This window comes from Paenibacillus sp. FSL R7-0652, from assembly GCF_038595045.1.
GTDB lineage: Bacteria > Bacillota > Bacilli > Paenibacillales > Paenibacillaceae > Paenibacillus.
Map to the genome: position 1 here is coordinate 5,806,122 of NZ_CP152001.1, position 26,732 is coordinate 5,832,853.

The window sequence follows — 26,732 nt, forward strand, 5'->3', positions numbered from 1 at the left end:
CCATTATTAGCAGATTGTGCTGGAAATATACCACACGCAGGGGCAAATCTCATTAGACACGACGACGTTTTGGAGGACGGCATCCGTTATGCGGGACTGGAGTTACGTCTTTGATCAGGTTAACTTCAAGACCAGCAGCTTGCAAAGAGCGGATCGCTGCTTCACGGCCTGCGCCTGGTCCTTTAACCATAACCTCAACGGATTTCATCCCATGTTCCATTGCAGCTTTGGCAGCAGCTTCAGCAGCCATTTGTGCAGCAAACGGAGTCGATTTACGGGAACCTCTGTACCCGAGTCCGCCGGAACTTGCCCACGAAATCGCGTTTCCGTGAGGATCCGTAATAGTAACGATAGTATTATTGAAAGTGGAACGGATATGTGCCACGCCAGATTCAATATTTTTACGGTCACGACGTTTAGTACGTACGACTTTTTTCGGTTTAGCCATTTTCTCTTATCCCCCCTTATTATTTCTTCTTGTTTGCTACAGTACGACGAGGACCTTTACGAGTACGAGCATTCGTTTTCGTACGTTGTCCACGAACAGGCAGACCACGACGATGACGAACTCCACGGTAACAACCGATCTCCGTCAAACGTTTAATATTCAAAGAGATTTCACGACGCAGGTCACCTTCTACTTTGACCTCTTTGTCGATACTTTCACGCAATTTGCTGACTTCATCTTCCGTCAAATCACGAACACGAGTGTCCGGATTGATGCCTGTAGAGCTCAGGATTTTCTGGGAAGTCGTTTTACCGATTCCGAAAATATAAGTCAAGGCGATCTCAACGCGTTTATCACGTGGCAAATCCACACCAGCTATACGTGCCATTTTACGCTACACCCCCTTCATTAACCTTGTTTTTGTTTGTGTTTTGGATTTTCACAGATAACCATTACATTCCCTTTGCGGCGAATGACTTTGCATTTTTCGCAAATCGGCTTGACCGAAGGTCTTACCTTCATGTGAATTACCTCCTCAAAGTTCTGCTTAGCAAAACCCTCTTCGTAAGCATTGACCTTGTTCTACTATTGTAAAACCGGCTTCGAAGCTTTCGCAAGTTTTGCCGGGCAAAACCCGCTTCATAAGCTTCACAGTTCACTGCAACTGTCTACTACTATTTACGGTAAGTTATACGACCTTTTGTTAGATCATAAGGCGATAACTGAACAACTACTTTGTCTCCAGTCAGGATACGGATGAAGTGCATCCGCAACTTTCCGGAAACGTGAGCGAGAATTTGATGACCATTCTCAAGCTCAACCTTGAACGTTGCATTCGGCAGCGGTTCAAGAACCGTACCTTCCACTTCAATGACATCTTCCTTGGCCATTAGTCAGTCTCCTTTCTCTTCAGCTTGAATGTTGGTGGATTCCAGAAACGAATGAACCGCGTAGCGGAGCTTTCCGTTTGTCACCCGACCACTCTCGTTTAAACTGTTTACAACCTCACTGCTAATCATGGGCTGAAGTTCAAGATGAAGAATATTCTTCTTCTTGGGTTGGTCAAACTTTCGTTTGTCTCCATCCGCGATATATACGAACCTGCTGTCCTCTATAGCAACAATTACTGCGGCTTGGTCCGCATTGCGGCCTTTACGGATCTTCACAAGTTGACCGAGCTGCGGATTCGACGGATTGTTCATGCCTAATCACCTACGCATTCAGTTTTGTGAAAATTTCCATACCCTCAGGTGTAACTGCTACGGTGTGTTCAAAGTGGGCACATAACGATCCATCGGCTGTAACGACAGTCCAGTTATCTTCCAACGTTTTCACATACCGTCTGCCTGCGTTAACCATCGGCTCAATAGCCAGCACCATGCCAGCTTTCAGCCTTGGTCCACGATCAGGAAGACCATAGTTCGGAATCGATGGTTCCTCGTGCAGTTCTGCTCCAATGCCGTGACCGACATATTCACGAACGACGGAGAACCCTTCATCTTCAATATATTTCTGAATTGCATGAGATATTGTAAACAAGCGAACATCTGGTTTTACCAGCGCCAGACCTGCGTATAACGAAGCCTCGGTAACGTCCAGAAGACGACGGGCTTCTTCGGAAATACGGCCAACTGGATAAGTCCAGGCAGAATCTCCATGATACCCCTGGTACTGCGCGCCAATGTCAAACGTAACGATATCGCCCTCGTTCAACTTGCGTTTGCCGGGAAATCCATGTACCAACTCTTCATTTACTGAAGCGCACACACTGGCAGGGAAACCGTTATAACCTTTGAAAGACGGCACAGCTCCTTGACTGCGGATATATTGATCAGCCATATGGTCAAGTTCACCAGTCGTAATACCGGGAGCGATATGCTCTGCCAAGAGACGATGCGTTTCCGCAACGATTCTCCCTGCTTCCCTCATCAAACCCAGTTCCGTTTCGGACTTACCAATGATCATCAATTAACCTCTCAACAAGGACACGATTTCTTGAGAAACTTGATCGATATCCTGCTCTCCGTCCATTTGACGAAGAAGACCTTTAGTTTCGTAGAACGTGAGGAGTGGTGCTGTTTTGTTGATATATTCGTCCAAACGAGTGCCTACGCTCTCTTCATTATCATCAGAGCGCTGGTACAGCTCGCCGCCGCATTTATCACAGATACCTTCCTGCTTCGGTGGATTAAACACGACATGATACGTGGAACCACAGTTTTTACAAATGCGACGACCCGTCAGACGAGCGAGCAGTTTGTTGCGATCCACTTTCAGATTGATCACATGATCAAGACCTGAATTCAGTCGTCCCAGGATGCCATCCAGTGCTTCTGCCTGAGACAGGGTTCTTGGAAATCCATCCAAGAGAAAACCTTCTCTGCAGTCGGACTGCTGCAAACGTTCTTCAACGATGCCGATGGTTACATCATCTGGTACAAGTAATCCTTGATCCATATATTCCTTGGCTTTCAAGCCAATGGGAGTTCCCTGTTTAATCGCGAGACGAAATGCATCGCCTGTTGAAATATGGGGAATACCGAACTCTTTCACAATGACGTCTGCTTGCGTACCTTTTCCTGCCCCCGGAGGGCCCATGAATAGGATGTTCACGTTATGTCACTCCCTCCAAGACTACCCTACATCAACAAACAGCACAATAGGTGCCGGCAAGTAAATCTTTACTCAACCGGAACCTATTGCCTATTTATTGATAAAACCTTTGTAGTGGCGTTTGATCAATTGGCTTTCGATTTGCTTCATCGTATCCAGCGCAACACCGATAACGATCAGGAGAGAAGTTCCCCCAATTTGCGCTGATTGAGGCAAACCAGAAAGTGCCCCTAAGAATACAGGCAGAACGGAAATGACTGCCAAGAAGATGGCTCCGGCCATTGTCAAACGAGTCATGACACGGGTCAGATATTTCTCGGTTGCTTTACCCGGGCGAATGCCTGGGATGTAACCGCCGTTCTTTTTCATATTATCAGCCATCTGCTGAGGATTCATCTGTACGAAAGTATAGAAGAATGTGAATCCGAAGATCATCACGACATAAAGCACCATACCAAGAGGTTTGTGTGTAGTCAAGTTCTGACCGATCCACTGTGCCCAACCATGATTAGCCCAGAAGTTGGCGATAATCGTTGGGAACATCAACAGCGATGATGCGAAGATGACAGGGATAACACCAGCTGCATTAATCTTCAGCGGGATATGTGTGTTCTGTCCACCGTACATTTTGTTCCCTACGACACGCTTTGCGTACTGAACCGGAATTTTCCGAATCGCCTGCTGGATGTAAATGACCCCGATGATAATCAACACAATAACAATCGCGATGATTACACCTTTAAGGATGTTCATGAACAGCTGATCAGGTTGGATGAAATCGGACTCGATTGTTTGTTTGATAATATTAGGCACTGTAGACAGGATACCCGCAAAGATCAAAATCGAGATTCCGTTTCCGATGCCCTTCTCGGTGATCTGCTCACCAAGCCACATCAGGAATGAAGTACCGGCCGTAAGTACAATTGCGATCAAGATATAATCTGCAAACGTTGCGTTAGGAATCATGTCTGTATTGTACAAGCGGTTAAATCCGATCGACGTACCAAACGCTTGAATCAATGCCAGCCCGATTGTTAAATAACGAGTCAGTTGTGCAGACTTTTTCTTACCTTGTTCACCCTGCTTTGCCCACTCCGCTAATTTAGGAATAACGTCCATGGAAAGCAGCTGTACTATGATAGACGCAGTGATGTAAGGTACGATCCCGAGTGCAAATATCGAGAACTGAAACAGTGCTCCACCCGAGAACGTATTGAGAAGTCCAAAAACTTCTTTACCCGCAGAATTTGTCGCTTCGAACACATCTTTGTTAACTCCCGGAACGGGAACAAAGGAGCCGATGCGGTAAATGATCAGTACAAAAAGGGTAAATAATACCCTTTTGCGCAGATCCTCAACCCGCCAGATATTCTTTAGGGTCTTGAACATTAAATCACCTCGGTTGTACCGCCGGCAGCTTCAATTTTCTCCACCGCAGATTGAGAAAACTTATTAGCTTTAACAGTCAGCTTCACAGTGACTTCACCGTTACCCAGAACTTTGATTCCGGACTTAGCGTTTTTAACAACGCCGTTCGTCATCAAGAATTCTGGAGTTACTTCAGTACCCGCAGGCAAACTATTCAGGTCTTCGATATTAACAACTGCATATTCTTTGCGAGTTGGGTTTACGAAACCGCGTTTTGGCAAGCGACGATACAATGGATTTTGTCCACCTTCGAAGCCTGGACGAACACCACCGCCAGAACGAGCGTTTTGTCCTTTATGACCGCGACCTGATGTTTTACCCGTACCACTACTTGGACCGCGACCAACACGTTTGCGTTCTTTACGCGATCCAGGAGATGGTGAAAGCTCATGTAACTTCATCGTTCGTTGCACCTCCTTAAAGATTTGTGGGTGTATACCCGTTTCTTAAGCTTCTACTTCTTTGACAGCTACCAAGTGACTTACTTTGTTAATCATACCACGGATGGCAGGATTATCGTTTTGGATCACTTTGCTGTTGATTTTGCGCAATCCCAATGTTTTCACAGTTGTTCTTTGCGTCTCCGGACGTCCGATCAAGCTGCGGACGAGGGTAATTTCTAATTTAGCCATGAGAATTCCCTCCTAACCCAGAAGCTCTTCGACGGATTTTCCGCGCAGTTTAGCCACGTCTTCAGCACGCTTCAAACGGGACAAACCTTCCAAAGTCGCATTGACCATGTTCATGGAATTCGAAGAACCCAGAGATTTTGTCAAAATATCACCTACACCAGCAAGTTCGAGAACCGCACGTACAGGACCACCAGCGATAACACCAGTACCTTCAGATGCTGGTTTCAACAGAACGCGTCCTGCGCCGAACTTACCTGTTACCAAGTGAGGAATCGAAGTTCCTACGAGTGGAACGTGTACAAGGTTTTTCTTAGCATCTTCAATACCTTTGCGAATTGCATCAGGTACTTCGCCAGCTTTACCGATACCCGCTCCAACCCAGCCGTTGCCGTCGCCGACTACAACCAGTGCGCTAAAGCTGAAACGGCGTCCGCCTTTTACTACTTTAGCTACGCGATTAATGTTTACTACTCTTTCAGACAGTTCCAAAGTATTCGGATCTACACGCAAGTCGTTAACCTCCTTTTGAAAAATATCTTAAAACTCAAGTCCTGCTTCACGAGCCGCTTCAGCCAAAGCTGCGATACGACCATGGTACAGATATCCGCTACGGTCAAATACGATATTGGAAACACCTTTGTCTTTTGCACGTTTAGCAACGAGTTCGCCAACTTTACGAGCAGATTCAACAGATGCACCATTTTTGATGTCAGTGCTCAATTCTTTGTCTACAGTAGACGCGGAAGCAATTGTTACACCAGCTACATCATCGATGATTTGAGCGTACATATGTTTACCAGAACGGAAAACGTTCAAACGAGGACGTGCAGCCGTTCCTTGGATTTTCTTACGAACACGAAGGTGTCTTTTCAGACGAGCCTTGTTTTTATCTGGTTTCGTAATCATCTCAGGGATTCACTCCTTTCAGGTTACCTCGCTGGCTTCAAAGCAGAAGCCACGGGGTATATTAGAAACAAACGAAGCAAGCAAGCCGAAAGCCGCGCAAAGGCGGTAAGAGAAATCTTATTTCTTCTTACCGGCTTTACCTTCCTTACGGATGATACGCTCGCCTTCATATTTAATACCTTTACCTTTGTACGGCTCAGGTTCACGAACGGAACGAATCTTAGCAGCGTAAGCACCTACGCGCTCTTTATCGATACCGCGAACGATGATTTTCGTATTCGAAGGTACTTCGAATTCGATTCCCGCTTCCGGTGTAATTTCAACCGGGTGAGAGTATCCAACGTTCAGAACGATTTTATCTCCGGATTTGCTTGCACGATATCCGACCCCAACCAGCTCCAGAGATTTAGCGAATCCTTCAGTTACGCCGCTCACCATGTTGCTGACAACGCTGCGCGTTGTACCGTGCAAAGAACGGTGAGTTTTGTTATCGGAAGGACGCACAACTGTAATTTCGTTGTTTTCAACTGTAACCTTCATGTCTTTATGAAGCTCACGAGTCAAAGTTCCTTTTGGTCCTTTTACCGTAATAACGGTGTTGTCCAAAGTGATGTCTACACCACTTGGTACTGTAATTGGTTTGCGACCAATACGAGACATGTGTTGCACCTCCTATCTTGTGACGTTATATTACCAAACGTAGCAAACGACTTCTCCGCCGGATTTCGATTGACGAGCTTCTTTGTCCGTCATAACACCTTTGGATGTCGAGATGATCGCGATTCCCAGGCCACCAAGTACGCGAGGTACTTCGTTGCTTTTCGTGTAAACACGAAGACCAGGTTTACTGATTCTTTTCAGACCAGTGATAACGCGCTCGTTATTTTGACCGTATTTCAAGAAAACACGGATAATCCCTTGTTTGTTATCTTCGATAAATTCAGCGTCACGGATGAAACCTTCGCGCTTCAAGATATCGGCGATTTGTTTTTTCATTGTCGAAGCAGGCATTTCTACTGTTTCGTGACGAACAGTGTTCGCGTTACGAATACGAGTAAGCATATCTGCAATTGGATCAGACATAGTCATTGTGAGTTAACCTCCTTCCCGTTCAGGACTTTTTACCAGCTTGCTTTTTTCACGCCAGGAATCTGGCCTTTATAAGCTAATTCACGGAAGCAAATTCTGCAAATTTTGAACTTTTGCAGTACCGAATGTGGACGACCGCAACGCTCACAGCGTGTATAAGCACGTACTTTAAACTTTGGTGTACGTTGTTGTTTAACTTTCATCGAAGTTTTTGCCACTTTAGCCTGACACCTCCTAAATAATTTCGGAGAAAAGGGAGTCTTTCCAGACACCCGGAACGTTTATGCCAACATTATTTAACGAAAGGCATTCCCAGTTGAGTAAGCAACTCGCGGGACTCTTCGTCTGTTTTCGCCGTTGTTACGATGACAATATCCATACCGCGGACTTTGTCAACTTTATCATACTCGATCTCTGGGAAGATCAATTGCTCTTTCAGACCCAGAGTGTAGTTACCGCGACCATCGAACGCTTTGCTCGATACACCACGGAAGTCACGTACACGTGGAAGTGTAACGTTGAACAATTTATCGAGGAAGTAGTACATACGCTCGCCGCGCAATGTAACTTTCACACCGATAGGCATGTTCTCACGCAGTTTGAAACCTGCGATAGATTTTTTCGCACGAGTGATTACAGGTTTTTGACCTGCGATCAGCTGCAAATCGTTTACTGCGGAATCCAACACTTTAGAGTTTTGGACAGCGTCGCCCACTCCCATGTTGATAACGATTTTCTCGATTTTCGGCACTTGCATTACCGTTGTATAGTTAAACTTCTGCATCAAAGCAGGAGCAATTTCTTGCAGGTAACGTTCTTTCATTCTTGATGCCATGAATCATAGCCCTCCTTTCTCATTCGGTTCAATTAGTCGATAATTTCTCCGGAACGTTTTGCAACGCGCACTTTTTTACCGTTATCCAACACTTTGTAACCGATACGGGTTACTTTTCCGCTCTTTGGATCGATGTGCATCACGTTGGAAACGTGAATCGGAGCTTCCTTCTCGATAATGCCGCCTTGCGGGTTTTGCTGGTTAGGCTTCTGGTGTTTTTTCACCATGTTAACACCTTCCACAAGGACGCGGTTTTCACGAGGATAAGCAGCGATGACACGGCCTTTTTTACCTTTGTCTTTACCGCTGATCACCATAACCGTATCTTCCTTTTTAACGTGAAGTTTGTTGTTATGGGATTCCAGAACTTTTTTCACTCTTGGCATTTCGTACACCTCCTGTTTCTAAACATCACGAGCTTAATCTATTAGATAACCTCTGGGGCCAAGGAAACGATTTTCATGAAGTCTTTCTCGCGAAGTTCACGAGCAACAGGTCCGAAAATACGTGTTCCACGCGGGCTTCTGTCGTCTTTTACAACAACAGCTGCATTTTCATCAAAACCGATGTAGGAACCGTCTTTACGACGTACAGAACGTTTCGTACGAACGATAACCGCTCTAACTACATCACCTTTTTTGACAACGCCGCCTGGTGTTGCTTGTTTTACAGAACAAACGATCAGATCACCGATTTGAGCTGTACGACGTCCCGTACCGCCGAGTACGCGGATACACATCAGTTCCTTCGCACCGGAGTTGTCAGCTACAGTCAAACGTGTAAATGGTTGAATCATTTAGTATTCCTCCTTCCAGCTATGCTGATCATGCAATTAGATGATAACCGCTTTTTCTACGACTTCAGTAAGTCTCCAGCGTTTATCTTTCGAAAGCGGACGAGTTTCCATGATTTTCACCGTGTCACCGATTTTCGCAGTGTTTTCTTCGTCATGCGCTTTGAACTTTTTAGTGTACTTGATACGTTTATGGTACAAGTCGTGTTTTTTGTAAGTTTCTACAGCAACAACGATCGTTTTGTCCATTTTATCGCTGACCACTTTACCGATTTGCACTTTACGTGCGTTACGTTCTTCGCTCATTGTTGGCCTCCTTCCTGATTACGGACGGAATGTATATCCGACCTCTGATTAACCGATTCCCAGTTCTCTTTCACGGATGATGGTTTTAGCACGAGCTATTTCTTTCCGCACATCACGGATTCGAGTCGGGTTATCCAGCTGACCGGTAGCGAGTTGAAAGCGGAGATTAAAGAGTTCTTCTTTAAATCCGGCAATCTTTTGCTCGATTTCAGCAGAGGTTAGGTTGCGAAATTCACTAGCTTTCATTTGCTTCACCACCCAATTCTTCACGTTTCACGAACTTCGTTTTGATTGGCAGTTTGTGAGCGGCAAGACGCATTGCTTCGCGTGCGATCTCCTCCGGTACTCCAGCAAGTTCAAACATGATCTTACCTGGTTTCACTACTGCAACCCATTTTTCTACGTTACCTTTACCGCTACCCATCCGAACCTCGAGAGGCTTTTGAGTGATTGGTTTGTCAGGGAAAATTTTGATCCAGACTTTACCACCACGTTTGATGTAACGAGTCATCGCAATACGAGCCGCTTCGATTTGACGGTTCGTAATCCAAGCCGGTTCCGTAGCTTGCAGACCGTATTCGCCAAAGTTCAGCGTAGTTCCGCCTTTTGCTTGGCCTTTCATATGTCCGCGTTGTTGCTTACGGTGTTTTACGCGTTTTGGTACCAACATGATTAGTTGCCTCCTTCCTTAGCAGCTTGTTTCTTAGCCGTAGGAAGAACCTCTCCACGATAGATCCATACTTTTACGCCGATACGTCCGTAAGTAGTATGTGCCTCTGCTGTACCATAGTCGATGTCAGCACGCAGTGTGTGCAGTGGAACAGTTCCTTCGCTGTAGCCTTCAGAACGTGCAATCTCAGCACCGCCAAGACGTCCGCCTACTTGAGTTTTAATACCTTTAGCCCCGGAGCGCATAGTTCTTTGAATAGCTTGTTTCAACGCACGACGGAAAGAAACACGACGTTCCAATTGTTGTGCAATGCTTTCTGCTACCAGGATTGCGTCCAGGTCTTGATTCTTAATTTCAGAGATGTTGATGTGTACTTTTTTACCGCCAGCAATTTTCGTAATTTGGTTACGAAGATTTTCAACTTCGGATCCACCTTTACCGATTACCATACCTGGTTTCGCTGTGTGAATCGTTACGTTTACGCGGTTAGCCGCTCTCTCGATCTCAACACGAGACATAGCGGAGTCTTTCAATTTATTTTTCAGGAATTCACGAATTTTCACGTCTTCCATCAAAAGATCACCGAAGTCTTTGCCTGCATACCACTTAGATTCCCAGTCACGGATAACTCCGACACGAAGTCCGACTGGATTTACCTTTTGGCCCACACGTTTTCCCTCCTTCTACTTTTCAGATACCACCAAAGTAATGTGGCTAGTACGTTTGTTAATACGACTTGCACGTCCCATTGCACGAGGGCGGAAACGCTTCATAGTCGGTCCTTGGTTTACGTAAGCTTGCGAGATCACCAAGTTATTAACATCCAAAGAATAATTATGTTCCGCATTCGCAATAGCGGAGTTAAGCAGCTTCTCAACAACTGGAGAAGCGGATTTCGGAGTGTGACGGAGAATGGCAACCGCCTCACCTACTTGCTTGCCGCGAATCAAGTCAACAACGAGTTGAACTTTACGAGGAGCAATCCGGATAAACTTAGCATGTGCTTTTGCTTCCATTGTGTAACCTCCTCTCAAACATTAGAGATGTTCATTTATCTTCTTGTTTTCTTATCATCATCAGTATGGCCTTTGTACGTACGGGTTGGAGCGAACTCACCCAGTTTGTGTCCGACCATGTCCTCAGTTACATACACTGGCACGTGTTTACGACCGTCGTAAACGCCAAATGTGTGTCCGATGAATTGTGGGAAAATTGTAGAGCGACGGGACCAGGTTTTGATAACGTTCTTCTTGCCTGATGCTTCCATCTCTTCTACCTTCTTGAGCATGTAGCCATCAATGAATGGCCCTTTTTTCAAACTGCGACTCATGTGGAGATCCTCCCTTCAAACATAGCTTTTATGCATCCGTAGATGCCTCACGAAGTTATGCACAGTGTGTATTACTTCGTGCGGCGACGGATGATGTATTTATCAGAAGCTTTATTTTTCTTACGCGTTTTGAAACCAAGAGTAGGTTTACCCCATGGTGACATTGGCGATTTACGTCCGATTGGAGCACGACCTTCACCACCACCGTGAGGGTGATCGTTAGGGTTCATTACCACACCACGAACCTCAGGGCGTTGACCCAACCAACGGCTACGACCGGCTTTACCGATTTTGATAAGCTCGTGGTCTTGGTTACCAACGGATCCGATTGTTGCGCGGCAAACTTTCAGAATACGACGAACTTCTCCGGAAGAGAGACGAACAGAAACGTATTTTTCTTCTTTACCAAGCAATTGAGCTTCAGTACCAGCAGCACGAACCAATTGTCCGCCTTTACCTGGTTTCAACTCGATGTTGTGGATAACGGTACCTACTGGAATGTTTTCAAGCGGCAGTGCGTTACCAATTTTAATGTCTGCGTCAGGACCTGAGAATACTTGATCTCCAACTTTCAGACCTTTAGGAGCGATGATGTAACGTTTCTCACCATCAGCATAGTGAATCAATGCAATGTTGGAAGTACGGTTCGGGTCATACTCGATTGTAGCAACGCGGCCCGGTATTCCATCTTTAGTACGTTTGAAGTCGATGATACGGTATTTACGTTTATGTCCACCACCGTGGTGACGAACTGTAATTTTACCTTGGTTGTTGCGGCCTGCCTGTTTGCTCAATGGGGCCAACAACGATTTCTCCGGCTTATCTGTGGTGATTTCCTCAAATGTAGAAACGGACATGTTCCGTCTTGCCGGGGATGTTGGTTTATACTTTTTGATTGGCACTAGTTTTCCCTCCTTACTTCAAAGATTTCAATTATACAGTTTCAAAGAACTCAAGCGATTTGCTGTCTTGCGTCAGTGTTACAAACGCTTTTTTCCACTCGCTTGTGTATCCGGAATAACGTCCGTACCGTTTCGGTTTAGCTGGAACACGAAGTGTGTTCACGTTTTTCACTTTTACGCCGAAAATAGCTTCTACCGCTTTTTTGATCTCGGTTTTGTTTGCACGGATATCGACTTCAAATACATATTTCAAGTCGTTCATCATGTCAGCAGTACGTTCCGTAATAATCGGACGTTTTACAATATCACGAGGATCCTTCATTACGCGAGCACCTCCTCTACCTTCTGAACTGCTTCTTTCGTAATGATCAGTTTGTCGTGCCCAAGCACGTCAAGAACATTAATGCCGTCAGCAGCTACGAATTTCACGCCAGGAATATTCCGTGCGGAAAGAGCTACATTATCATCATAGCTAGGTGCTACAATCAAAGCTTTGCGGCCTACTTTGAGGTTGTTCAAGATAGCTGCAAATTCTTTAGTTTTAGGAGCGCTCAAAGTCAGAGCATCCAAAACGATAATGTCATTGTCTTGCACTTTAGATGAAAGGGCAGATTTGATCGCCAGACGACGAACTTTCTTAGGCAGTTTGTACGCATAGCTCCGTGGAGTCGGACCAAATACGATACCGCCGCCTTTCCATTGTGGTGAACGAATTGAACCTTGACGAGCGCGACCTGTACCTTTTTGTTTCCAAGGCTTACGTCCACCGCCACGTACTTCAGAACGTCCTTTTACTTTGTGGGTACCTTGACGAAGGGAAGCGCGCTGCATAAGAACTGCATCGTACAGAACGTGTTGATTCGGCTCAATTCCGAATACAGCATCATTCAGTTCAACTTCACCTACTTGGCTACCATCTACATTGTAAACTGATACTTTTGGCATTTTGTGTTCCTCCTTTCTTCAGTGGTTATTTTTTCACCGTTTCTTTAACTCTTACAAGGCTGTTCTTTGGACCTGGGATGGATCCTTTAACAAGAATCACGTTACGCTCAGCGTCTACTTTAACAACTTCAAGACGTTGAATTGTAACAGTATCATGTCCCATATGTCCTGGAAGGCGTTTGCCTTTAGGAACGCGGTTAGCTTGGATCGAACCCATCGAACCCGGGCCACGGTGGTAACGCGAACCGTGTGACATAGGTCCAGTGCTTTGTCCCCAACGTTTGATTACGCCGGCAAAACCTTTACCTTTAGAAATACCCGTTACGTCAACGAACTCGCCTTCAGCGAAAATGTCAGCTTTCAATTCTTGGCCAACTTCATATTCCGCGATGTTGATGCCGCGAAGCTCACGAACGTAGCGCTTAGGTGCAGTATTCGCTTTTTTAGCGTGTCCTGCTTCTGGCTTGTTAGCATTTTTCTCTTTCTTATCGGAGAAACCGATTTGAACTGCTTCGTAGCCATCGTTCTCAATATCTTTCTTTTGCAAAACAACACAAGGGCCTGCTTCGATAACCGTTACTGGAACTACGTTACCTTCAGGGGTAAACACTTGAGTCATTCCAAGTTTTTTTCCTAAGATACCTTTCATGTTGACACCTCTTTTCCTTTATACGTGGTCTTGTTTGCTGCTATATATTACAATTTAATTTCGATATCTACACCGGACGGCAGATCCAAGCGCATCAAGGCATCCACAGTTTGTGGAGTCGGGTTAACAATATCGATCAAACGCTTATGTGTGCGTTGTTCGAATTGCTCCCGAGAATCCTTGTACTTGTGCACCGCACGAAGAATAGTAATGATTTGTTTTTCAGTAGGAAGCGGAATCGGACCGGATACACCTGCACCCGAACGTTTTGCTGTTTCAACAATTTTCTCCGCGGATTGATCAAGAATTCTGTGGTCGTAAGCTTTCAAACGAATACGAATTTTTTGCTTTGCCATTTTAGTCCCTCCTTCTATCGCCCAATTTTTTATCGGACATACTCCGTGAAAATTTTCTGACCACTCTCCCATGGCAAAGGGGCCGGGTGTGCCAGTAACCTCTCACATCATCGCAACGTCACAAGAACAACATTCATTATTATATAGAAAAGATGGGCGTATTGCAAGCATATTTAAAAAAAACATTCAAACTGGTCTTTTCAAGAGAATCGACTATGTTAGTACAATGTTTTCACCAATATCCAGGCTGCCTAACCTATCAATCTATAAGATAAATCTTGTTCATTTTAGATGACGAAGGTTCCGAAACGTTGACATTAAAAAAGAGTTCTTTATCCGATGTCGGATAAAGAACTCTTCCGAAGCTTCGTTACAATACAATGTTACTCGTTACAGTACACTGTTACTTATGCTCATTTGGCAAAAGCCAAATTATTTTTGGATCGATGCTACGGAACCCGCACCAACTGTACGTCCACCTTCACGAATAGAGAACTTAGTTCCTTCTTCGATCGCGATTGGAGAGATCAGTTGAACAGTTACAGTAACGTTGTCACCAGGCATTACCATTTCAGTACCTTCTGCCAGGTTGATGATACCCGTTACGTCAGTTGTACGGAAGTAGAACTGTGGACGGTATCCAGTGAAGAAAGGCTTATGACGGCCACCCTCTTCTTTAGTCAAAACGTAGATTTGTGCAGTGAACTCTGTGTGTGGTTTAACAGATGCTGGTTTAGCAAGTACTTGACCACGCTCGATTTGAGTACGGTCAACACCACGCAGCAATGCACCGATGTTGTCACCCGCTTGTGCGGAATCCAACAATTTACGGAACATCTCAACGCCCGTAACTACGGATTTTTTAGTTTCTTCAACGATACCAACGATCTCAACCTCTTCGCCGACTTTAACAGTACCACGCTCTACACGACCTGTAGCAACGGTACCACGACCAGTGATGGAGAATACGTCCTCGACAGGCATCAAGAAAGGTTTGTCAGTTTGACGCTCAGGCAGTGGGATGTAAGTGTCGATCTCTTTGAACATCTCAACGATTTTTTGAGCCCACTCACCATCAGGGTTTTGCAGAGCTTCACGAGCGGATCCACGAGTGATTGGAGTATCATCACCTGGGAACTCGTATTCGTTAAGAAGGTCGCGAACTTCCATCTCAACCAGTTCCAACAACTCTTCGTCTTCAACCATATCACATTTGTTCAAGAAAACAACGATGTATGGTACGCCTACTTGACGGGAGAGCAGGATGTGCTCACGAGTTTGTGGCATTGGGCCGTCAGCTGCGGATACTACCAGGATAGCTCCGTCCATTTGTGCCGCGCCAGTGATCATGTTTTTAACATAGTCGGCGTGACCTGGGCAGTCTACGTGAGCGTAGTGACGAGTGTCAGTTTCGTACTCAACGTGTGAAGTTGAGATTGTGATACCGCGCTCGCGCTCTTCTGGAGCTTTATCGATTTGATCGAAAGCGATTGCTGCACCACCGTAAGTTTTGGACAATACAGTTGTGATTGCAGCAGTCAGAGTTGTTTTACCATGGTCGACGTGACCGATAGTACCAATGTTAACGTGTGGTTTAGTACGTTCGTATTTAGCCTTTGCCATTTGAACGTGGCCTCCTTAGAAATTATAATTTTATGTTTTCACTGAATGCGGTGCTTCAAACCAGGTTTCAAGCACAAGCATCCAGTGTGAGAAAACTACTCGGTGCCTTTTGTTTTGGCAACGATCTCTTCTGCAATGCTCTTAGGAACTTCTTCATAGTGAGAGAGCTCCATGGAGAATACACCGCGTCCTTGAGTACCGGAACGAAGAGTTGTAGAGTAACCAAACATTTCAGAGAGAGGCACCTTAGCACGGATGATTTGAGCTCCACTACGGGAATCCATACCTTCAATGCGGCCACGACGGGAGTTCAACATACCCATTACGTCACCCATGTACTCTTCTGGAACAGTTACTTCTACTTTCATGATTGGCTCAAGCAGAACTGGACTACATTTGTCTTTCGCTGCTTTCAGCGCCATAGATCCGGCAATTTTAAATGCCATCTCGTTGGAATCGACATCATGGTAAGATCCGTCTACAATTGTAGCCTTAACGTCTACAAGCGGGAAGCCTGCGATTACGCCGTTTTTCATTTGCTCTTCAATCCCTGACAGTGCAGGTTGAATGTATTCTCTTGGCACCGAACCACCGACAACCTTACTTTCGAACTGGCTGCCTGTACCCGGCTCGAGAGGTTCGAACTCAACCCATACGTGACCGTATTGACCACGACCACCGGATTGACGTACGAATTTACCTTCAACGCGCGCTGGAGCACGGAATGTTTCACGGTAAGCTACTTGTGGTTTACCCACAGTAGTATCCACCTTGAACTCACGACGCATACGGTCGATGATGATATCAAGGTGAAGCTCACCCATACCTGCCAAGATGGTTTGGCCTGTTTCTTCGTCAGTGTGAGCGCGAAGAGTTGGATCCTCTTCTGTCAACTTACCGAGAGCCACACCCATTTTATCTTGGTCAGCTTTGGTTTTAGGTTCAACAGCGATTTCGATTACCGGATCAGGGAAGTTCATTGATTCCAAGATAACCGGGTGTTTCTCATCACATAGTGTATCACCTGTACCTGTATCTTTCAAACCTACAGCTGCTGCAATATCACCGGAGTAAACTTCAGTGATCTCTTGACGGCTGTTTGCGTGCATTTGAAGGATACGACCGATACGCTCACGTTTGTTTTTAGTTGCATTCAATACATAAGACCCGGATTGAAGTACACCGGAGTATACGCGGAAGAATGTCAATTTACCAACGTAAGGGTCAGTCATGATTTTGAAGGCCAATGCAGAGAATGGCTCTTCATCGGAAGACTTACGAACTGCTTCAGTTCCATCTTCAAGATGTCCAGTAATAGAAGGAACATCAGTTGGAGCTGGCAAGTAGTCGATAACAGCGTCCAACATGAGTTGAACACCTTTGTTGCGGTATGAGGAACCACAGATAACTGGGAAGATTTTAACCTCTACTACACCTTTACGGAGAGCGGCTTTGATCTCATCGATAGAGATTTCTTCGCCTTCCAGGTATTTCATTGTCAATTCTTCGTCAAGTTCTGCAACACGCTCAATCAATTCGTTGCGAAGTTCTTCAACCTGCTCAACGAATTCCGCAGGAATATCAGTTTCTTCGATATCTTGTCCGAGATCATCTTTATACATATGAGCCCGTTGTGCAACGATATCAATGATACCTTTGAAATCATTTTCAGCACCGATCGGAAGTTGAATCGCAACTGCGTTCGCTTGAAGGCGATCACGCATGTCAGATACAACGTTCAAGAAGTCAGCGCCGATGATATCCATTTTGTTTACGTATGCGATACGAGGTACGCCGTACTTGTCAGCCTGTCTCCATACAGTTTCAGACTGAGGCTCAACGCCTTCTTTCGCACTGAATACACCTACTGCTCCGTCCAATACACGAAGGGAACGTTCAACTTCAACAGTGAAGTCAACGTGTCCCGGGGTATCAATGATATTTACGCGGTGGCCTTTCCAAGCAGCGGTAGTCGCAGCGGAAGTAATCGTAATTCCGCGCTCCTGTTCCTGTTCCATCCAGTCCATTGTCGCAGCGCCTTCGTGAACTTCACCGATTTTGTGCGTACGTCCTGTGTAAAACAAGATCCGCTCAGTTGTCGTGGTTTTACCCGCATCAATATGAGCCATGATCCCGATATTACGTGTATTTTTCAAGGAGAACTCTCTAGCCATGAAATGGGTCTCCCTTCAAAATTGAAGTTTTTTATTGTGAACTGAATCCTACCAACGGTAGTGAGCAAACGCTTTGTTCGCTTCAGCCATTTTGTGCGTATCTTCGCGTTTCTTAACGGAAGCGCCTGTGTTGTTGGAAGCATCGATGATCTCAGCCGCCAAACGCTCTTCCATTGTTTTCTCACCGCGGTTGCGGGAGTAGTTCACGAGCCAACGTAAACCCAAAGCAGTACGTCTCTCTGGTTTCACCTCGATTGGTACTTGGTAGTTGGAACCGCCGACACGGCGAGCTTTAACTTCCAGGACTGGCATGATATTTTTGATTGCTGTCTCAAATACTTCCATCGGGTCATTACCCGTACGTTCTTGAATCAACTTGAACGCATTATACAGAATGCTTTGAGCAACACCGCGTTTTCCGTCGAGCATGATGCGGTTGATCAAACGAGTAACCAACTTGGAGTTGTATACCGGATCTGGCAGCACGTCTCTTTTCGTAACTGGACCTTTGCGTGGCATGGATATCCCCCTTTCTTTCTTGTTCAGCAGTCCCTGTACCTTCCAGACCTAAGCCAGAAGGCTTTCAGGCAACCTGCTTATCATAATTTAGGCTTTTTTAGCTTTTGGACGTTTTGCACCGTATTTAGAACGAGCTTGCATACGGTTGTTCACGCCTGCAGTATCGAGAGCTCCACGAACGATGTGATAACGAACCCCTGCAAGGTCTTTTACTTTACCTCCGCGGATCAATACCACACTGTGCTCTTGAAGGTTATGTCCGATTCCCGGGATATAAGCAGTTACCTCGAGACGGTTCGTCAAACGAACACGGGCATATTTACGAAGTGCAGAGTTCGGTTTACGTGGAGTCATTGTACCTACACGAGTGCAGACACCACGTTTTTGTGGGGCACTGATGTTAGTGGATTCACGTTTCAAAGCGTTGAACCCTTTTTGCAAAGCTGGTGATTTTGACTTCTCAACTTTAGCTTGACGTCCTTTACGAACCAGTTGGTTAATAGTTGGCATGTGATTGCCACCCCCTTCCTCAATTATTCATGTTTCTTTACAAACCTTTATCTAAGCCCACAGACCCAGGCGGTTCATAAAAAGACAAATGAAAAGTTTTTGCCTTGGAGAATCCTTAAATGTTCTCGGACAAAAACGTTCCTTACCCTATCATTTTACGACAGCAGCCATAGCTGCTCCCACTCCAATCCCGCACGCTTTGCCGAGATTTTTCATTGTGTCCACTCTCGTGTACTTCACATTGTGCTGTTCACACAAAGCAATGATTTTGGAAGTGAGCTGCGGATCACTATCCTCTGCGACATAGACTTCAGAAGCCATTCCTGTCTGCACTGTCCGCATGGTCTGTTTGGTACCAATCTTGACATGAGCATCTTGCAAGCCTTTTTCATTAGACATTGTACATTCCTCCGAATAGGACCAATTACAATCAGCTGCCCACGCACCTTTGATATATTAGCATCTAGCGCAAGCATTGTCAATGCTAATCCTAAAAGATTTTATAAAGTTTGTGTAGATCAGGATTCGTCCGTCTCAATTGTACAAACGTCCTCCTCCTGAAACACACATTCTTTACTCTCACATGAAGAGAAAATACTTATTTAATCTACAGAAACAGGTTCCAACTCTTCCACGGAAGATTGGCCGTCTTCTGGTTCAGCAAATTTGATGCTGCGGTAACGGTTCATACCTGTACCGGCAGGGATCAATTTACCGATAATTACATTTTCCTTCAGACCGAGCAGCTGATCGACTTTACCTTTGATCGCCGCATCTGTCAATACACGTGTTGTCTCTTGGAACGATGCCGCAGAGAGGAAGGAGTCTGTTTCAAGGGATGCTTTTGTAATACCGAGCAGGATTGGTTTTGCAACCGCAGGCTCTTTATCACTCAGAATCGCAATTTTGTTGGCTCTTTCGTACTCATGGGTATCCACAAATGATCCCGGCAGCAGCGTTGTATCTCCCGCATCTACGATACGGATTTTACGCAGCATTTGACGGATCATAACTTCAACGTGTTTGTCATTGATTTCTACGCCCTGGTTACGGTATACGCGCTGTACTTCCTGCAAGATGTAGTTCTGTACGCCGCGTACGCCTTTGATGCGCAGCATTTCTTTTGGATCGATGGAACCATCTGTCAACTCGTCACCCGCTTCGATTTCCATGCCTTCGCTCACGCGGACACGGGAACCGTAAGTAACAGAGTACACTTTGGATTCCGCTTCACCTTGAATTTCGATTTCACGACGATCTTTCGCTTCGCGAATCTCTTTAACCACACCATCAATCTCACTGATTGTTGCTTGACCTTTAGGGTTACGAGCCTCAAACAACTCCTGGATACGCGGCAAACCTTGCGTAATGTCGTCTCCGGCTACACCGCCGGTATGGAACGTACGCATGGTAAGCTGTGTTCCTGGCTCACCAATGGATTGTGCTGCAATAATACCAACCGCTTCACCAATCTCCACGTGTTTACCTGTCGCAAGGTTGCGACCGTAACACTTCTTGCAGACACCATGACTTGCACGGCAGCTGAGAACGGAGCGGATTTGCAATTTGGTTACGCCAGCTTTGATAATCGCTTCTGCTTTATCAGAGTCGATCAGTTCATTGCGGCCGGCAATAATCTCTTTCGTTTCCGGATGACGAACAGTCTCGAAGCAGTATCTGCCTTCAATACGGTCGTAGAGATCTTCAATGACCTCTTTACCATCCTGGATACGACTAACGGTAAAGCCTTTATCTGTACCACAATCGTCTTCACGCACAATTACGTCTTGGGCTACGTCTACGAGACGACGAGTCAGATAACCTGAGTCGGCTGTACGCAGGGCTGTATCCGCGAGACCTTTACGCGCACCGTGAGTGGAAATAAAGTACTCGAGTACTGTCAGACCTTCACGGAAGTTCGATTTGATTGGGAGTTCGATAATTCGACCAGACGGGTTGGCCATCAGACCACGCATACCACCCAATTGTGTGATTTGCGATTTGTTACCCCGTGCTTTGGAGTCAACCATCATCATGATCGAGTTGTAACGATCCATCGATTTCATCAGGATATCTGTGATATCATCTTTGGATTTCGACCAGATATCGATGATGCGGTCATAGCGCTCCTCATTCGTGATCAGACCACGACGGTACTGATTCGTAACAATTTGTGCCTTCTCCTCAGACTGTTTCAGAATGTCTGTTTTCTCATCCGGAACGATTACGTCAGACACGGCCACGGTAATACCGGCACGCGTAGAGTATGTGAATCCGAGCTGTTTGATTTTATCGAGGATAACCGCAGTTTCGGTTGTGTGATAAATTTCAAAGCAGCGTGCGATGATAGAGCCCAGATATTCTTTACCGACACCGCCTGCTTGAGGAGCATTCATGATTGCTTCTCTCAAGTCAGCACCCTTCTCATATACGAATGAGTGATCGGCTGTACCTTGATACAGGTTTGCACGCGTCGCATCATTGATATAAGGGAAGCTTGCCGGGAAAATCTCATTAAAGATAATTTTACCGATCGTTGTTAACAGCATGCCTTTTTGCTGCTCTTCCGTGAAGCTTGTTTTACCAAGCGCTTTAACCGGAATCGCTACACGTGCATGCAGACCAGCAGTACCCCGTTGGTATGCAGATACAGCCTCATTGACTGTACGCAGAACCATACCTGTACCCTTCTCTTCTTTGTTGTCCATCGTCAGATAGTACGAACCAAGAACCATATCCTGGGAAGGAGTTACAACCGGTTTACCGTCTTTCGGGTTCAAAATGTTGCCTGATGCAAGCATCAGAATACGTGCTTCCGCTTGTGCTTCAGCGGACAATGGAACGTGCACGGCCATTTGGTCACCGTCAAAGTCGGCATTGTACGCCGTACATACGAGCGGGTGAAGACGAATTGCTTTACCTTCAACCAGAATCGGTTCAAACGCTTGAATACCGAGACGGTGAAGCGTAGGGGCACGGTTCAGAAGAACCGGATGCTCCTTGATAACTTCTTCAAGAACATCCCATACTTCAGGACTTACACGCTCAACTTTACGTTTTGCGCTCTTGATGTTGTGGGCAAGCCCTTTATTCACAAGCTCTTTCATCACAAAAGGCTTGAACAGTTCCAGTGCCATATCTTTCGGCAGACCGCACTGATACATTTTCAGGTATGGTCCGACAACGATAACGGAACGGCCGGAATAGTCAACACGTTTACCGAGCAAGTTTTGACGGAAACGACCTTGTTTACCTTTCAGCATGTGGCTGAGGGATTTCAAAGGACGGTTACCCGGACCTGTAACAGGACGACCGCGACGACCGTTATCGATCAACGCATCAACAGCTTCCTGCAGCATCCGTTTTTCATTTTGCACGATGATATCCGGCGCGCCCAGGTCAAGCAGACGTTTTAGACGGTTGTTCCGGTTAATTACACGGCGATACAGGTCATTCAAGTCAGACGTAGCAAAACGTCCGCCATCCAGCTGTACCATCGGACGAAGTTCCGGTGGAATAACAGGAAGTACATCCATGATCATCCACTCCGGATTGTTCCCAGAGTTGCGGAATGCTTCAATAACTTCCAAACGTTTGATTGCACGGTTGCGGCGCTGGCCTTGTGCAGTACGAAGCTCTTCCTTCAGGAATTCAAGCTCTTTCTCTACATCGAGGTCTTGAAGCAATTTTTTAACTGCTTCTGCACCCATGCCGGCTTGGAAGCCGTATCCGTATTTTTCACGGTAGCTGCGATATTCCTTCTCGGACAACAGCTGTTTTTTCTCCAGTGGAGTTTCTCCTGGATCGGTTACTACATATGATGCAAAATAAATGATCTCTTCAAGAGATCTCGGAGACATATCCAATGCGAGACCCATACGGCTCGGAATACCTTTGAAGTACCAGATATGCGATACCGGAGCAGCAAGCTCAATATGGCCCATCCGTTCACGACGAACTTTCGCACGTGTTACTTCAACGCCACAGCGGTCACAGACAACGCCTTTATAACGAACGCGTTTGTATTTACCGCAATGACATTCCCAGTCTTTTGTAGGGCCAAAAATCTTTTCGCAGAACAGCCCTTCTTTTTCCGGTTTCAACGTACGATAGTTGATCGTTTCCGGTTTTTTCACTTCTCCGCGGGACCAAGAACGAATTTTCTCTGGGGAAGCAAGCCCGATCTTCATGTATTCGAAATTGTTGACGTCCAACAAGGAGCAACCCTCCTTAACCTAATTCCTGTATTCTAGGTTACGCCTGCTCCAGCCAAGGCCGGAGCATGACGCGAGCCTGATGAAAAACGCCGGTCATCTTGCGCCCGAAGCGATTATTCCGCTCCGACCTCTGTACCCTCAAGGTTGAGGCTGAGCTTGTCGCTCGCAGCGTCATCTTCATCGTCCATTTCTTTCATTTCAATCTCCTGCTCATCTTCACTCAAAATCTTAACGTCCATACCCAAGCTTTGCAGCTCTTTGATCAATACTTTGAACGATTCAGGAACACCTGGTTCCGGTACGTTCTCGCCTTTGACAATGGACTCATACGTTTTCACCCGACCCACAACGTCATCGGATTTAACCGTCAAGATTTCTTGCAGTGTATAAGCGGCACCGTACGCCTCAAGCGCCCAAACTTCCATCTCCCCGAAACGCTGACCACCAAATTGGGCTTTACCACCCAACGGCTGCTGCGTAACTAGTGAGTAAGGACCTGTGGAACGGGCATGGATTTTATCGTCAACCATGTGTGCCAGTTTGATCATGTGCATGACACCAACGGTAACTTCACGTTCAAACTCTTCACCTGTACGTCCGTCATACAACACGGTTTTACCATTACGCTGCATACCTGCTTCTTCCATCGTATCGAAGACGTCATACTCTTTCGCTCCGTCGAATACAGGTGTTGCCACGTGGATCCCCAGCTGCATTGCCGCCATACCCAAGTGAACTTCGAGTACTTGACCGATGTTCATCCGGGAAGGTACGCCCAGCGGGTTAAGAACGATCTGAACCGGTGTACCGTCTGGCAGGAAAGGCATATCCTCTTCCGGCAAGATGCGGGCCACGACCCCTTTGTTACCGTGACGTCCGGCCATTTTATCACCCTCGGAAATTTTCCGTTTTTGGGCAATATAGACACGAACGAGCTGGTTAACACCTGGTGGCAGTTCATCTCCGTTTTCACGGGTAAATACTTTCACGTCAACAACGATACCATCCGTACCGTGTGGTACACGCAGCGATGTATCACGCACTTCACGTGCTTTTTCACCAAAGATCGCGTGCAGGAGACGCTCTTCTGCAGTCAGTTCCGTCACACCCTTCGGCGTAACTTTACCAACGAGAATGTCGCCAGCAGCAATTTCGGCACCGATGCGGATAATACCACGCTCATCCAGATTACGCAGCGCTTCTTCCCCAACGTTAGGGATATCACGTGTGATCTCTTCAGGTCCGAGCTTCGTATCTCGAGCTTCCGACTCATATTCCTCGATGTGGATGGATGTGTAAACATCTTCCTTAACGAGTTTTTCGCTGAGCAGGATCGCATCCTCGTAGTTGTAACCTTCCCAAGTCATGAAGGCAACAACAACGTTGCGTCCAAGAGCAAGTTCACCCATTTCCGTCGAAGGACCGTCAGCAAGAATGTCGCCAGCTTTGACAGCAGCACCTCTTTTCACGATCGGACGTTGGTTGATGCATGTTCCTTGGTTCGAACGCATAAATTTGTGTAATTTATATTTAACGATATCGCCTTTGACTTCCTGGCCGTCTACCTCTTCTACACGACGAAGCCAAATCTCGTTCGCAGAGGAACGTTCAATAATTCCGTCATATTCGGCAACAATACATACACCGGAGTCTTTGGCAGCTTTGTGTTCCATACCTGTTCCTACAAGCGGAGCTTTAGGAATCAAGAGCGGAACCGCCTGCCGCTGCATGTTTGATCCCATCAGGGCACGGTTGGAGTCATCGTTCTCAAGGAACGGAATGAGCGCCGTAGCGACCGACACAACCTGCTTAGGAGATACGTCCATGTAGTCTACTCGCTCACTCGGCATCGTAAGGATGTTATCCGACTGTTTGTTGTAACGCACAATGATCGCATCCTCTGCGAAGGTACTGTCTTCATTCAGCTTCGCATTCGCCTGAGCGATAACATAGTTGTCCTCTTCGTCTGCTGTCAGGTAATCGATCTGCTCGGTTACGACACCCGTCTTCGGATCAACCCAACGATACGGAGCTTCAATGAAGCCATATTCGTTCACACGCGCAAACGTCGACAAGGAGTTAATCAAACCGATGTTCGGTCCCTCTGGTGTCTCGATCGGGCACATCCGGCCATAGTGGGATGGATGGACGTCACGGACTTCCATGCCGGCACGCTCACGTGTCAAACCGCCTGGTCCGAGTGCGGACAGACGCCGTTTATGCGTCAACTCACCCAGCGGATTCGTTTGATCCATAAACTGTGACAATTGGGAGCTTCCGAAGAACTCTTTAATCGATGCAATGACCGGACGAATGTTGATCAATGCTTGAGGTGTAATGACGTTTGCATCCTGAATGGACATTCTCTCACGAACCACACGCTCCATACGGGACAAACCGATACGGAACTGGTTTTGTAAAAGCTCACCAACAGAGCGCAGACGACGGTTACCCAAGTGGTCGATATCATCCGTGCTTCCGATGCCATGCAGCAGGTTCAAGAAGTAACTGATGGAAGAAATGATGTCCGCTGGCGTGATGTTTTTCACGGACTTGTCAATGTCGCCATTGGCAATCAGCTTAACCACTTTACCATCTTCAATTGGTGAAAAAACATCAATCGTTTGCATCGGGATATCATTGGCATCCAAAACGCCGTTGCCTACATGATACGTACGGAAGCCAACGCTTTTCTCCAGGTAAGGCATGATCTCGTCGAGCAAACGACGGTCTACCATTTGACCTGCTTCTGCAATAATTTCGCCTGTTTCAGCATCGATCAGAGACTCTGCCAAGCGCTGATTAAACAAACGGTTTTTGATGTGAAGCTTTTTATTGATTTTGTAACGACCCACATTTGCGAGGTCATAACGTTTTGGATCAAAGAAACGTGCTACGAGCAAGCTTTTCGCATTATCCAGCGTTGGCGGCTCGCCCGGACGAAGACGCTCATAGATTTCAATGAGAGCTTTTTCCGTAGAGTCCGTGTTGTCTTTGTCCAGCGTGTTGCGGATATATTCGTCATTACCGAGCAAATCCAGAATCTCAGCGTCTGTGCCAAAACCAAGAGAACGCAGGAGAACCGTAACCGGTATTTTACGCGTACGGTCGATCCGAACGTAAACAACGTCCTTCGCGTCCATCTCCAGTTCGAGCCAAGCGCCGCGGTTAGGAATTACTGTAGCGGTATACGTTTTTTTGGCGTTCTTATCTACTTTGGTACTGAAGTAAACGCTAGGAGAGCGAACCAACTGGCTGACAATAACCCGTTCCGCACCATTAATAATAAATGTTCCGGTGCTGGTCATCAGCGGGAAATCTCCCATGAATACTTCCTGCTCTTTGACTTCTCCGGTTTCCTTATTAATGAGCCGGACTTTGACCCGAAGTGGTGCTGCATAAGTAACGTCGCGCTCTTTCGCGTCATCTACTGTATACTTCGGTTCTCCGAGACTGTAATCGATAAATTCCAAAATCAAGTTGCCTGTGAAATCCTGGATCGGCGAGATATCTTGGAACATTTCGCGCAACCCTTCCTCCAAAAACCAATCATATGATTTTTGTTGGATTTCAATCAGGTTCGGAACTTCGAGTATCTCGTTAATTCGTGCATAACTGCGCCGAGTGCGTCGACCATATTGAACAAGATGTCCTGCCAACTTAAACTCACCCCTCAATGTCTACTCACTTTAAAAATTTCGTTGCGAACCTCTGTTTGTAACCTTATAATGGTACACATACAGAGCAAAGCAATGCACCCGCAAATAAAGAAAAGCCCTTATTCGAA

Annotated in this window: 36 protein-coding genes; all 36 read right to left on the reverse strand. The window is 46.2% G+C overall.

The window, feature by feature from the left end:
- Positions 1–52 precede the first annotated feature (52 nt).
- Positions 53–448, reverse strand: coding sequence for a 30S ribosomal protein S11 (gene rpsK, locus MKY97_RS25395; RefSeq protein ID WP_123067258.1), 396 nt, complete (start codon positions 446–448; stop codon positions 53–55).
- A gap of 19 nt (positions 449–467) precedes the next feature.
- On the reverse strand, positions 468–836 hold the full coding sequence (rpsM, locus tag MKY97_RS25400; protein ID WP_095293406.1) for a 30S ribosomal protein S13: 369 nt from the start codon (positions 834–836) through the stop codon (positions 468–470).
- 20 nt (positions 837–856) lie between these two features.
- Positions 857–970, reverse strand: coding sequence for a 50S ribosomal protein L36 (gene rpmJ / locus MKY97_RS25405; RefSeq protein WP_003333770.1), 114 nt, complete (start codon positions 968–970; stop codon positions 857–859).
- A gap of 152 nt (positions 971–1,122) precedes the next feature.
- Positions 1,123–1,338 (reverse strand): translation initiation factor IF-1, encoded by a 216-nt coding sequence (gene infA, locus MKY97_RS25410; protein ID WP_017692098.1) that lies wholly within the window; start codon positions 1,336–1,338, stop codon positions 1,123–1,125.
- A gap of 3 nt (positions 1,339–1,341) precedes the next feature.
- The gene (locus MKY97_RS25415) at positions 1,342–1,650 is read right to left on the reverse strand and encodes a KOW domain-containing RNA-binding protein (RefSeq protein WP_342552961.1); all 309 of its coding nucleotides are present in this window, start codon (positions 1,648–1,650) and stop codon (positions 1,342–1,344) included.
- A 10-nt stretch (positions 1,651–1,660) separates the two neighbouring features.
- Positions 1,661–2,413, reverse strand: a complete 753-nt coding sequence (gene map / locus MKY97_RS25420) for a type I methionyl aminopeptidase (protein WP_342552962.1) — start codon at positions 2,411–2,413, stop codon at positions 1,661–1,663.
- A gap of 3 nt (positions 2,414–2,416) precedes the next feature.
- Entirely contained in the window at positions 2,417–3,061 is a 645-nt protein-coding gene (locus tag MKY97_RS25425) for an adenylate kinase (RefSeq protein ID WP_342552963.1), read from the reverse strand.
- 90 nt (positions 3,062–3,151) lie between these two features.
- Complete coding sequence (gene secY, locus MKY97_RS25430) at positions 3,152–4,450, reverse strand: preprotein translocase subunit SecY (protein ID WP_090924666.1); 1,299 nt, start codon at positions 4,448–4,450, stop codon at positions 3,152–3,154.
- Positions 4,450–4,890 (reverse strand): 50S ribosomal protein L15, encoded by a 441-nt coding sequence (gene rplO / locus MKY97_RS25435; RefSeq protein WP_090924667.1) that lies wholly within the window; start codon positions 4,888–4,890, stop codon positions 4,450–4,452. Before rplO ends, secY begins: the two co-directional genes overlap by 1 nt.
- Before the next feature lie 45 nt (positions 4,891–4,935).
- Positions 4,936–5,121 (reverse strand): 50S ribosomal protein L30, encoded by a 186-nt coding sequence (rpmD, locus tag MKY97_RS25440; RefSeq protein WP_090924668.1) that lies wholly within the window; start codon positions 5,119–5,121, stop codon positions 4,936–4,938.
- Positions 5,122–5,133: 12 nt separating this feature from the next.
- Complete coding sequence (rpsE, locus tag MKY97_RS25445) at positions 5,134–5,631, reverse strand: 30S ribosomal protein S5 (protein ID WP_024633574.1); 498 nt, start codon at positions 5,629–5,631, stop codon at positions 5,134–5,136.
- Positions 5,632–5,658: 27 nt separating this feature from the next.
- A complete protein-coding gene (rplR, locus tag MKY97_RS25450) occupies positions 5,659–6,027 on the reverse strand; it encodes a 50S ribosomal protein L18 (protein WP_017692090.1) in 369 nt (122 codons plus the stop codon).
- Between the two features lie 117 nt (positions 6,028–6,144).
- Complete coding sequence (gene rplF, locus MKY97_RS25455; protein WP_090924669.1) at positions 6,145–6,687, reverse strand: 50S ribosomal protein L6; 543 nt, start codon at positions 6,685–6,687, stop codon at positions 6,145–6,147.
- Between the two features lie 30 nt (positions 6,688–6,717).
- The gene (rpsH, locus tag MKY97_RS25460; RefSeq protein WP_123067254.1) at positions 6,718–7,116 is read right to left on the reverse strand and encodes a 30S ribosomal protein S8; all 399 of its coding nucleotides are present in this window, start codon (positions 7,114–7,116) and stop codon (positions 6,718–6,720) included.
- Between the two features lie 32 nt (positions 7,117–7,148).
- A complete protein-coding gene (locus MKY97_RS25465) occupies positions 7,149–7,334 on the reverse strand; it encodes a type Z 30S ribosomal protein S14 (RefSeq protein ID WP_013312154.1) in 186 nt (61 codons plus the stop codon).
- A gap of 74 nt (positions 7,335–7,408) precedes the next feature.
- Positions 7,409–7,951 (reverse strand): 50S ribosomal protein L5, encoded by a 543-nt coding sequence (gene rplE / locus MKY97_RS25470; RefSeq protein WP_111271027.1) that lies wholly within the window; start codon positions 7,949–7,951, stop codon positions 7,409–7,411.
- Positions 7,952–7,983: 32 nt separating this feature from the next.
- The gene (gene rplX, locus MKY97_RS25475; RefSeq protein WP_090924672.1) at positions 7,984–8,337 is read right to left on the reverse strand and encodes a 50S ribosomal protein L24; all 354 of its coding nucleotides are present in this window, start codon (positions 8,335–8,337) and stop codon (positions 7,984–7,986) included.
- 41 nt (positions 8,338–8,378) lie between these two features.
- A complete protein-coding gene (gene rplN / locus MKY97_RS25480) occupies positions 8,379–8,747 on the reverse strand; it encodes a 50S ribosomal protein L14 (RefSeq protein WP_272040447.1) in 369 nt (122 codons plus the stop codon).
- 36 nt (positions 8,748–8,783) lie between these two features.
- Positions 8,784–9,050 carry a 30S ribosomal protein S17 gene (gene rpsQ / locus MKY97_RS25485; RefSeq protein WP_110899284.1) on the reverse strand — a complete coding sequence of 89 codons (267 nt, stop codon included), beginning with the start codon at positions 9,048–9,050 and terminating at the stop codon, positions 8,784–8,786.
- Between the two features lie 48 nt (positions 9,051–9,098).
- Positions 9,099–9,296, reverse strand: a complete 198-nt coding sequence (gene rpmC, locus MKY97_RS25490) for a 50S ribosomal protein L29 (RefSeq protein ID WP_017692083.1) — start codon at positions 9,294–9,296, stop codon at positions 9,099–9,101.
- Positions 9,286–9,720, reverse strand: a complete 435-nt coding sequence (gene rplP / locus MKY97_RS25495) for a 50S ribosomal protein L16 (protein WP_017692082.1) — start codon at positions 9,718–9,720, stop codon at positions 9,286–9,288. The genes rpmC and rplP overlap by 11 nt, the downstream gene beginning before the upstream one ends.
- Before the next feature lie 2 nt (positions 9,721–9,722).
- Positions 9,723–10,388: a 30S ribosomal protein S3 gene (gene rpsC / locus MKY97_RS25500; protein WP_090924673.1), complete on the reverse strand. Its 666-nt coding sequence runs from the start codon at positions 10,386–10,388 to the stop codon at positions 9,723–9,725.
- Between the two features lie 15 nt (positions 10,389–10,403).
- Positions 10,404–10,736, reverse strand: a complete 333-nt coding sequence (rplV, locus tag MKY97_RS25505) for a 50S ribosomal protein L22 (protein WP_090924674.1) — start codon at positions 10,734–10,736, stop codon at positions 10,404–10,406.
- Between the two features lie 35 nt (positions 10,737–10,771).
- Positions 10,772–11,050, reverse strand: a complete 279-nt coding sequence (gene rpsS / locus MKY97_RS25510) for a 30S ribosomal protein S19 (protein WP_056697694.1) — start codon at positions 11,048–11,050, stop codon at positions 10,772–10,774.
- 71 nt (positions 11,051–11,121) lie between these two features.
- Positions 11,122–11,952 (reverse strand): 50S ribosomal protein L2, encoded by an 831-nt coding sequence (gene rplB, locus MKY97_RS25515; RefSeq protein WP_111271026.1) that lies wholly within the window; start codon positions 11,950–11,952, stop codon positions 11,122–11,124.
- Between the two features lie 31 nt (positions 11,953–11,983).
- The gene (gene rplW / locus MKY97_RS25520; RefSeq protein WP_090924675.1) at positions 11,984–12,274 is read right to left on the reverse strand and encodes a 50S ribosomal protein L23; all 291 of its coding nucleotides are present in this window, start codon (positions 12,272–12,274) and stop codon (positions 11,984–11,986) included.
- A complete protein-coding gene (gene rplD, locus MKY97_RS25525) occupies positions 12,274–12,897 on the reverse strand; it encodes a 50S ribosomal protein L4 (protein WP_111271025.1) in 624 nt (207 codons plus the stop codon). The genes rplW and rplD overlap by 1 nt, the downstream gene beginning before the upstream one ends.
- 25 nt (positions 12,898–12,922) lie before the next feature.
- Positions 12,923–13,546 carry a 50S ribosomal protein L3 gene (gene rplC / locus MKY97_RS25530; protein ID WP_111271024.1) on the reverse strand — a complete coding sequence of 208 codons (624 nt, stop codon included), beginning with the start codon at positions 13,544–13,546 and terminating at the stop codon, positions 12,923–12,925.
- A gap of 47 nt (positions 13,547–13,593) precedes the next feature.
- Positions 13,594–13,902, reverse strand: a complete 309-nt coding sequence (rpsJ, locus tag MKY97_RS25535) for a 30S ribosomal protein S10 (protein ID WP_017692074.1) — start codon at positions 13,900–13,902, stop codon at positions 13,594–13,596.
- A gap of 432 nt (positions 13,903–14,334) precedes the next feature.
- On the reverse strand, positions 14,335–15,525 hold the full coding sequence (tuf, locus tag MKY97_RS25540; protein WP_111271023.1) for an elongation factor Tu: 1,191 nt from the start codon (positions 15,523–15,525) through the stop codon (positions 14,335–14,337).
- A 95-nt stretch (positions 15,526–15,620) separates the two neighbouring features.
- Entirely contained in the window at positions 15,621–17,699 is a 2,079-nt protein-coding gene (fusA, locus tag MKY97_RS25545; RefSeq protein WP_342552964.1) for an elongation factor G, read from the reverse strand.
- A gap of 48 nt (positions 17,700–17,747) precedes the next feature.
- On the reverse strand, positions 17,748–18,218 hold the full coding sequence (rpsG, locus tag MKY97_RS25550; protein ID WP_145336474.1) for a 30S ribosomal protein S7: 471 nt from the start codon (positions 18,216–18,218) through the stop codon (positions 17,748–17,750).
- Positions 18,219–18,305: 87 nt separating this feature from the next.
- A complete protein-coding gene (gene rpsL, locus MKY97_RS25555; RefSeq protein ID WP_017692070.1) occupies positions 18,306–18,728 on the reverse strand; it encodes a 30S ribosomal protein S12 in 423 nt (140 codons plus the stop codon).
- Between the two features lie 150 nt (positions 18,729–18,878).
- Positions 18,879–19,127: a ribosomal L7Ae/L30e/S12e/Gadd45 family protein gene (locus MKY97_RS25560; protein WP_342552965.1), complete on the reverse strand. Its 249-nt coding sequence runs from the start codon at positions 19,125–19,127 to the stop codon at positions 18,879–18,881.
- 203 nt (positions 19,128–19,330) lie between these two features.
- A complete protein-coding gene (gene rpoC / locus MKY97_RS25565) occupies positions 19,331–22,945 on the reverse strand; it encodes a DNA-directed RNA polymerase subunit beta' (protein ID WP_342552966.1) in 3,615 nt (1,204 codons plus the stop codon).
- Positions 22,946–23,058: 113 nt separating this feature from the next.
- Entirely contained in the window at positions 23,059–26,604 is a 3,546-nt protein-coding gene (rpoB, locus tag MKY97_RS25570) for a DNA-directed RNA polymerase subunit beta (RefSeq protein ID WP_342552967.1), read from the reverse strand.
- Positions 26,605–26,732 lie beyond the last annotated feature (128 nt).

Coding starts and splice junctions, on each gene's coding strand:
- rpsK (WP_123067258.1), bottom strand. CDS start 448: ATGGCTAAACCGAAAAAAGTCGTACGTACTAAACGTCGTGACCGTAAA.
- rpsM (WP_095293406.1), bottom strand. CDS start 836: ATGGCACGTATAGCTGGTGTGGATTTGCCACGTGATAAACGCGTTGAG.
- rpmJ (WP_003333770.1), bottom strand. CDS start 970: ATGAAGGTAAGACCTTCGGTCAAGCCGATTTGCGAAAAATGCAAAGTC.
- infA (WP_017692098.1), bottom strand. CDS start 1,338: ATGGCCAAGGAAGATGTCATTGAAGTGGAAGGTACGGTTCTTGAACCG.
- MKY97_RS25415 (WP_342552961.1), bottom strand. CDS start 1,650: ATGAACAATCCGTCGAATCCGCAGCTCGGTCAACTTGTGAAGATCCGT.
- map (WP_342552962.1), bottom strand. CDS start 2,413: ATGATCATTGGTAAGTCCGAAACGGAACTGGGTTTGATGAGGGAAGCA.
- secY (WP_090924666.1), bottom strand. CDS start 4,450: ATGTTCAAGACCCTAAAGAATATCTGGCGGGTTGAGGATCTGCGCAAA.
- rplO (WP_090924667.1), bottom strand. CDS start 4,890: ATGAAGTTACATGAGCTTTCACCATCTCCTGGATCGCGTAAAGAACGC.
- rpmD (WP_090924668.1), bottom strand. CDS start 5,121: ATGGCTAAATTAGAAATTACCCTCGTCCGCAGCTTGATCGGACGTCCG.
- rplR (WP_017692090.1), bottom strand. CDS start 6,027: ATGATTACGAAACCAGATAAAAACAAGGCTCGTCTGAAAAGACACCTT.
- rplF (WP_090924669.1), bottom strand. CDS start 6,687: ATGTCTCGTATTGGTCGCAAACCAATTACAGTACCAAGTGGTGTAGAC.
- rpsH (WP_123067254.1), bottom strand. CDS start 7,116: ATGACTATGTCTGATCCAATTGCAGATATGCTTACTCGTATTCGTAAC.
- rplE (WP_111271027.1), bottom strand. CDS start 7,951: ATGGCATCAAGAATGAAAGAACGTTACCTGCAAGAAATTGCTCCTGCT.
- rplX (WP_090924672.1), bottom strand. CDS start 8,337: ATGCCAAGAGTGAAAAAAGTTCTGGAATCCCATAACAACAAACTTCAC.
- rplN (WP_272040447.1), bottom strand. CDS start 8,747: ATGATTCAACCATTTACACGTTTGACTGTAGCTGACAACTCCGGTGCG.
- rpsQ (WP_110899284.1), bottom strand. CDS start 9,050: ATGAGCGAAGAACGTAACGCACGTAAAGTGCAAATCGGTAAAGTGGTC.
- rpmC (WP_017692083.1), bottom strand. CDS start 9,296: ATGAAAGCTAGTGAATTTCGCAACCTAACCTCTGCTGAAATCGAGCAA.
- rplP (WP_017692082.1), bottom strand. CDS start 9,720: ATGTTGGTACCAAAACGCGTAAAACACCGTAAGCAACAACGCGGACAT.
- rplV (WP_090924674.1), bottom strand. CDS start 10,736: ATGGAAGCAAAAGCACATGCTAAGTTTATCCGGATTGCTCCTCGTAAA.
- rpsS (WP_056697694.1), bottom strand. CDS start 11,050: ATGAGTCGCAGTTTGAAAAAAGGGCCATTCATTGATGGCTACATGCTC.
- rplW (WP_090924675.1), bottom strand. CDS start 12,274: ATGAAGGATCCTCGTGATATTGTAAAACGTCCGATTATTACGGAACGT.
- rplD (WP_111271025.1), bottom strand. CDS start 12,897: ATGCCAAAAGTATCAGTTTACAATGTAGATGGTAGCCAAGTAGGTGAA.
- rplC (WP_111271024.1), bottom strand. CDS start 13,546: ATGAAAGGTATCTTAGGAAAAAAACTTGGAATGACTCAAGTGTTTACC.
- rpsJ (WP_017692074.1), bottom strand. CDS start 13,902: ATGGCAAAGCAAAAAATTCGTATTCGTTTGAAAGCTTACGACCACAGA.
- tuf (WP_111271023.1), bottom strand. CDS start 15,525: ATGGCAAAGGCTAAATACGAACGTACTAAACCACACGTTAACATTGGT.
- fusA (WP_342552964.1), bottom strand. CDS start 17,699: ATGGCTAGAGAGTTCTCCTTGAAAAATACACGTAATATCGGGATCATG.
- rpsG (WP_145336474.1), bottom strand. CDS start 18,218: ATGCCACGCAAAGGTCCAGTTACGAAAAGAGACGTGCTGCCAGATCCG.
- rpsL (WP_017692070.1), bottom strand. CDS start 18,728: ATGCCAACTATTAACCAACTGGTTCGTAAAGGACGTCAAGCTAAAGTT.
- MKY97_RS25560 (WP_342552965.1), bottom strand. CDS start 19,127: ATGTCTAATGAAAAAGGCTTGCAAGATGCTCATGTCAAGATTGGTACC.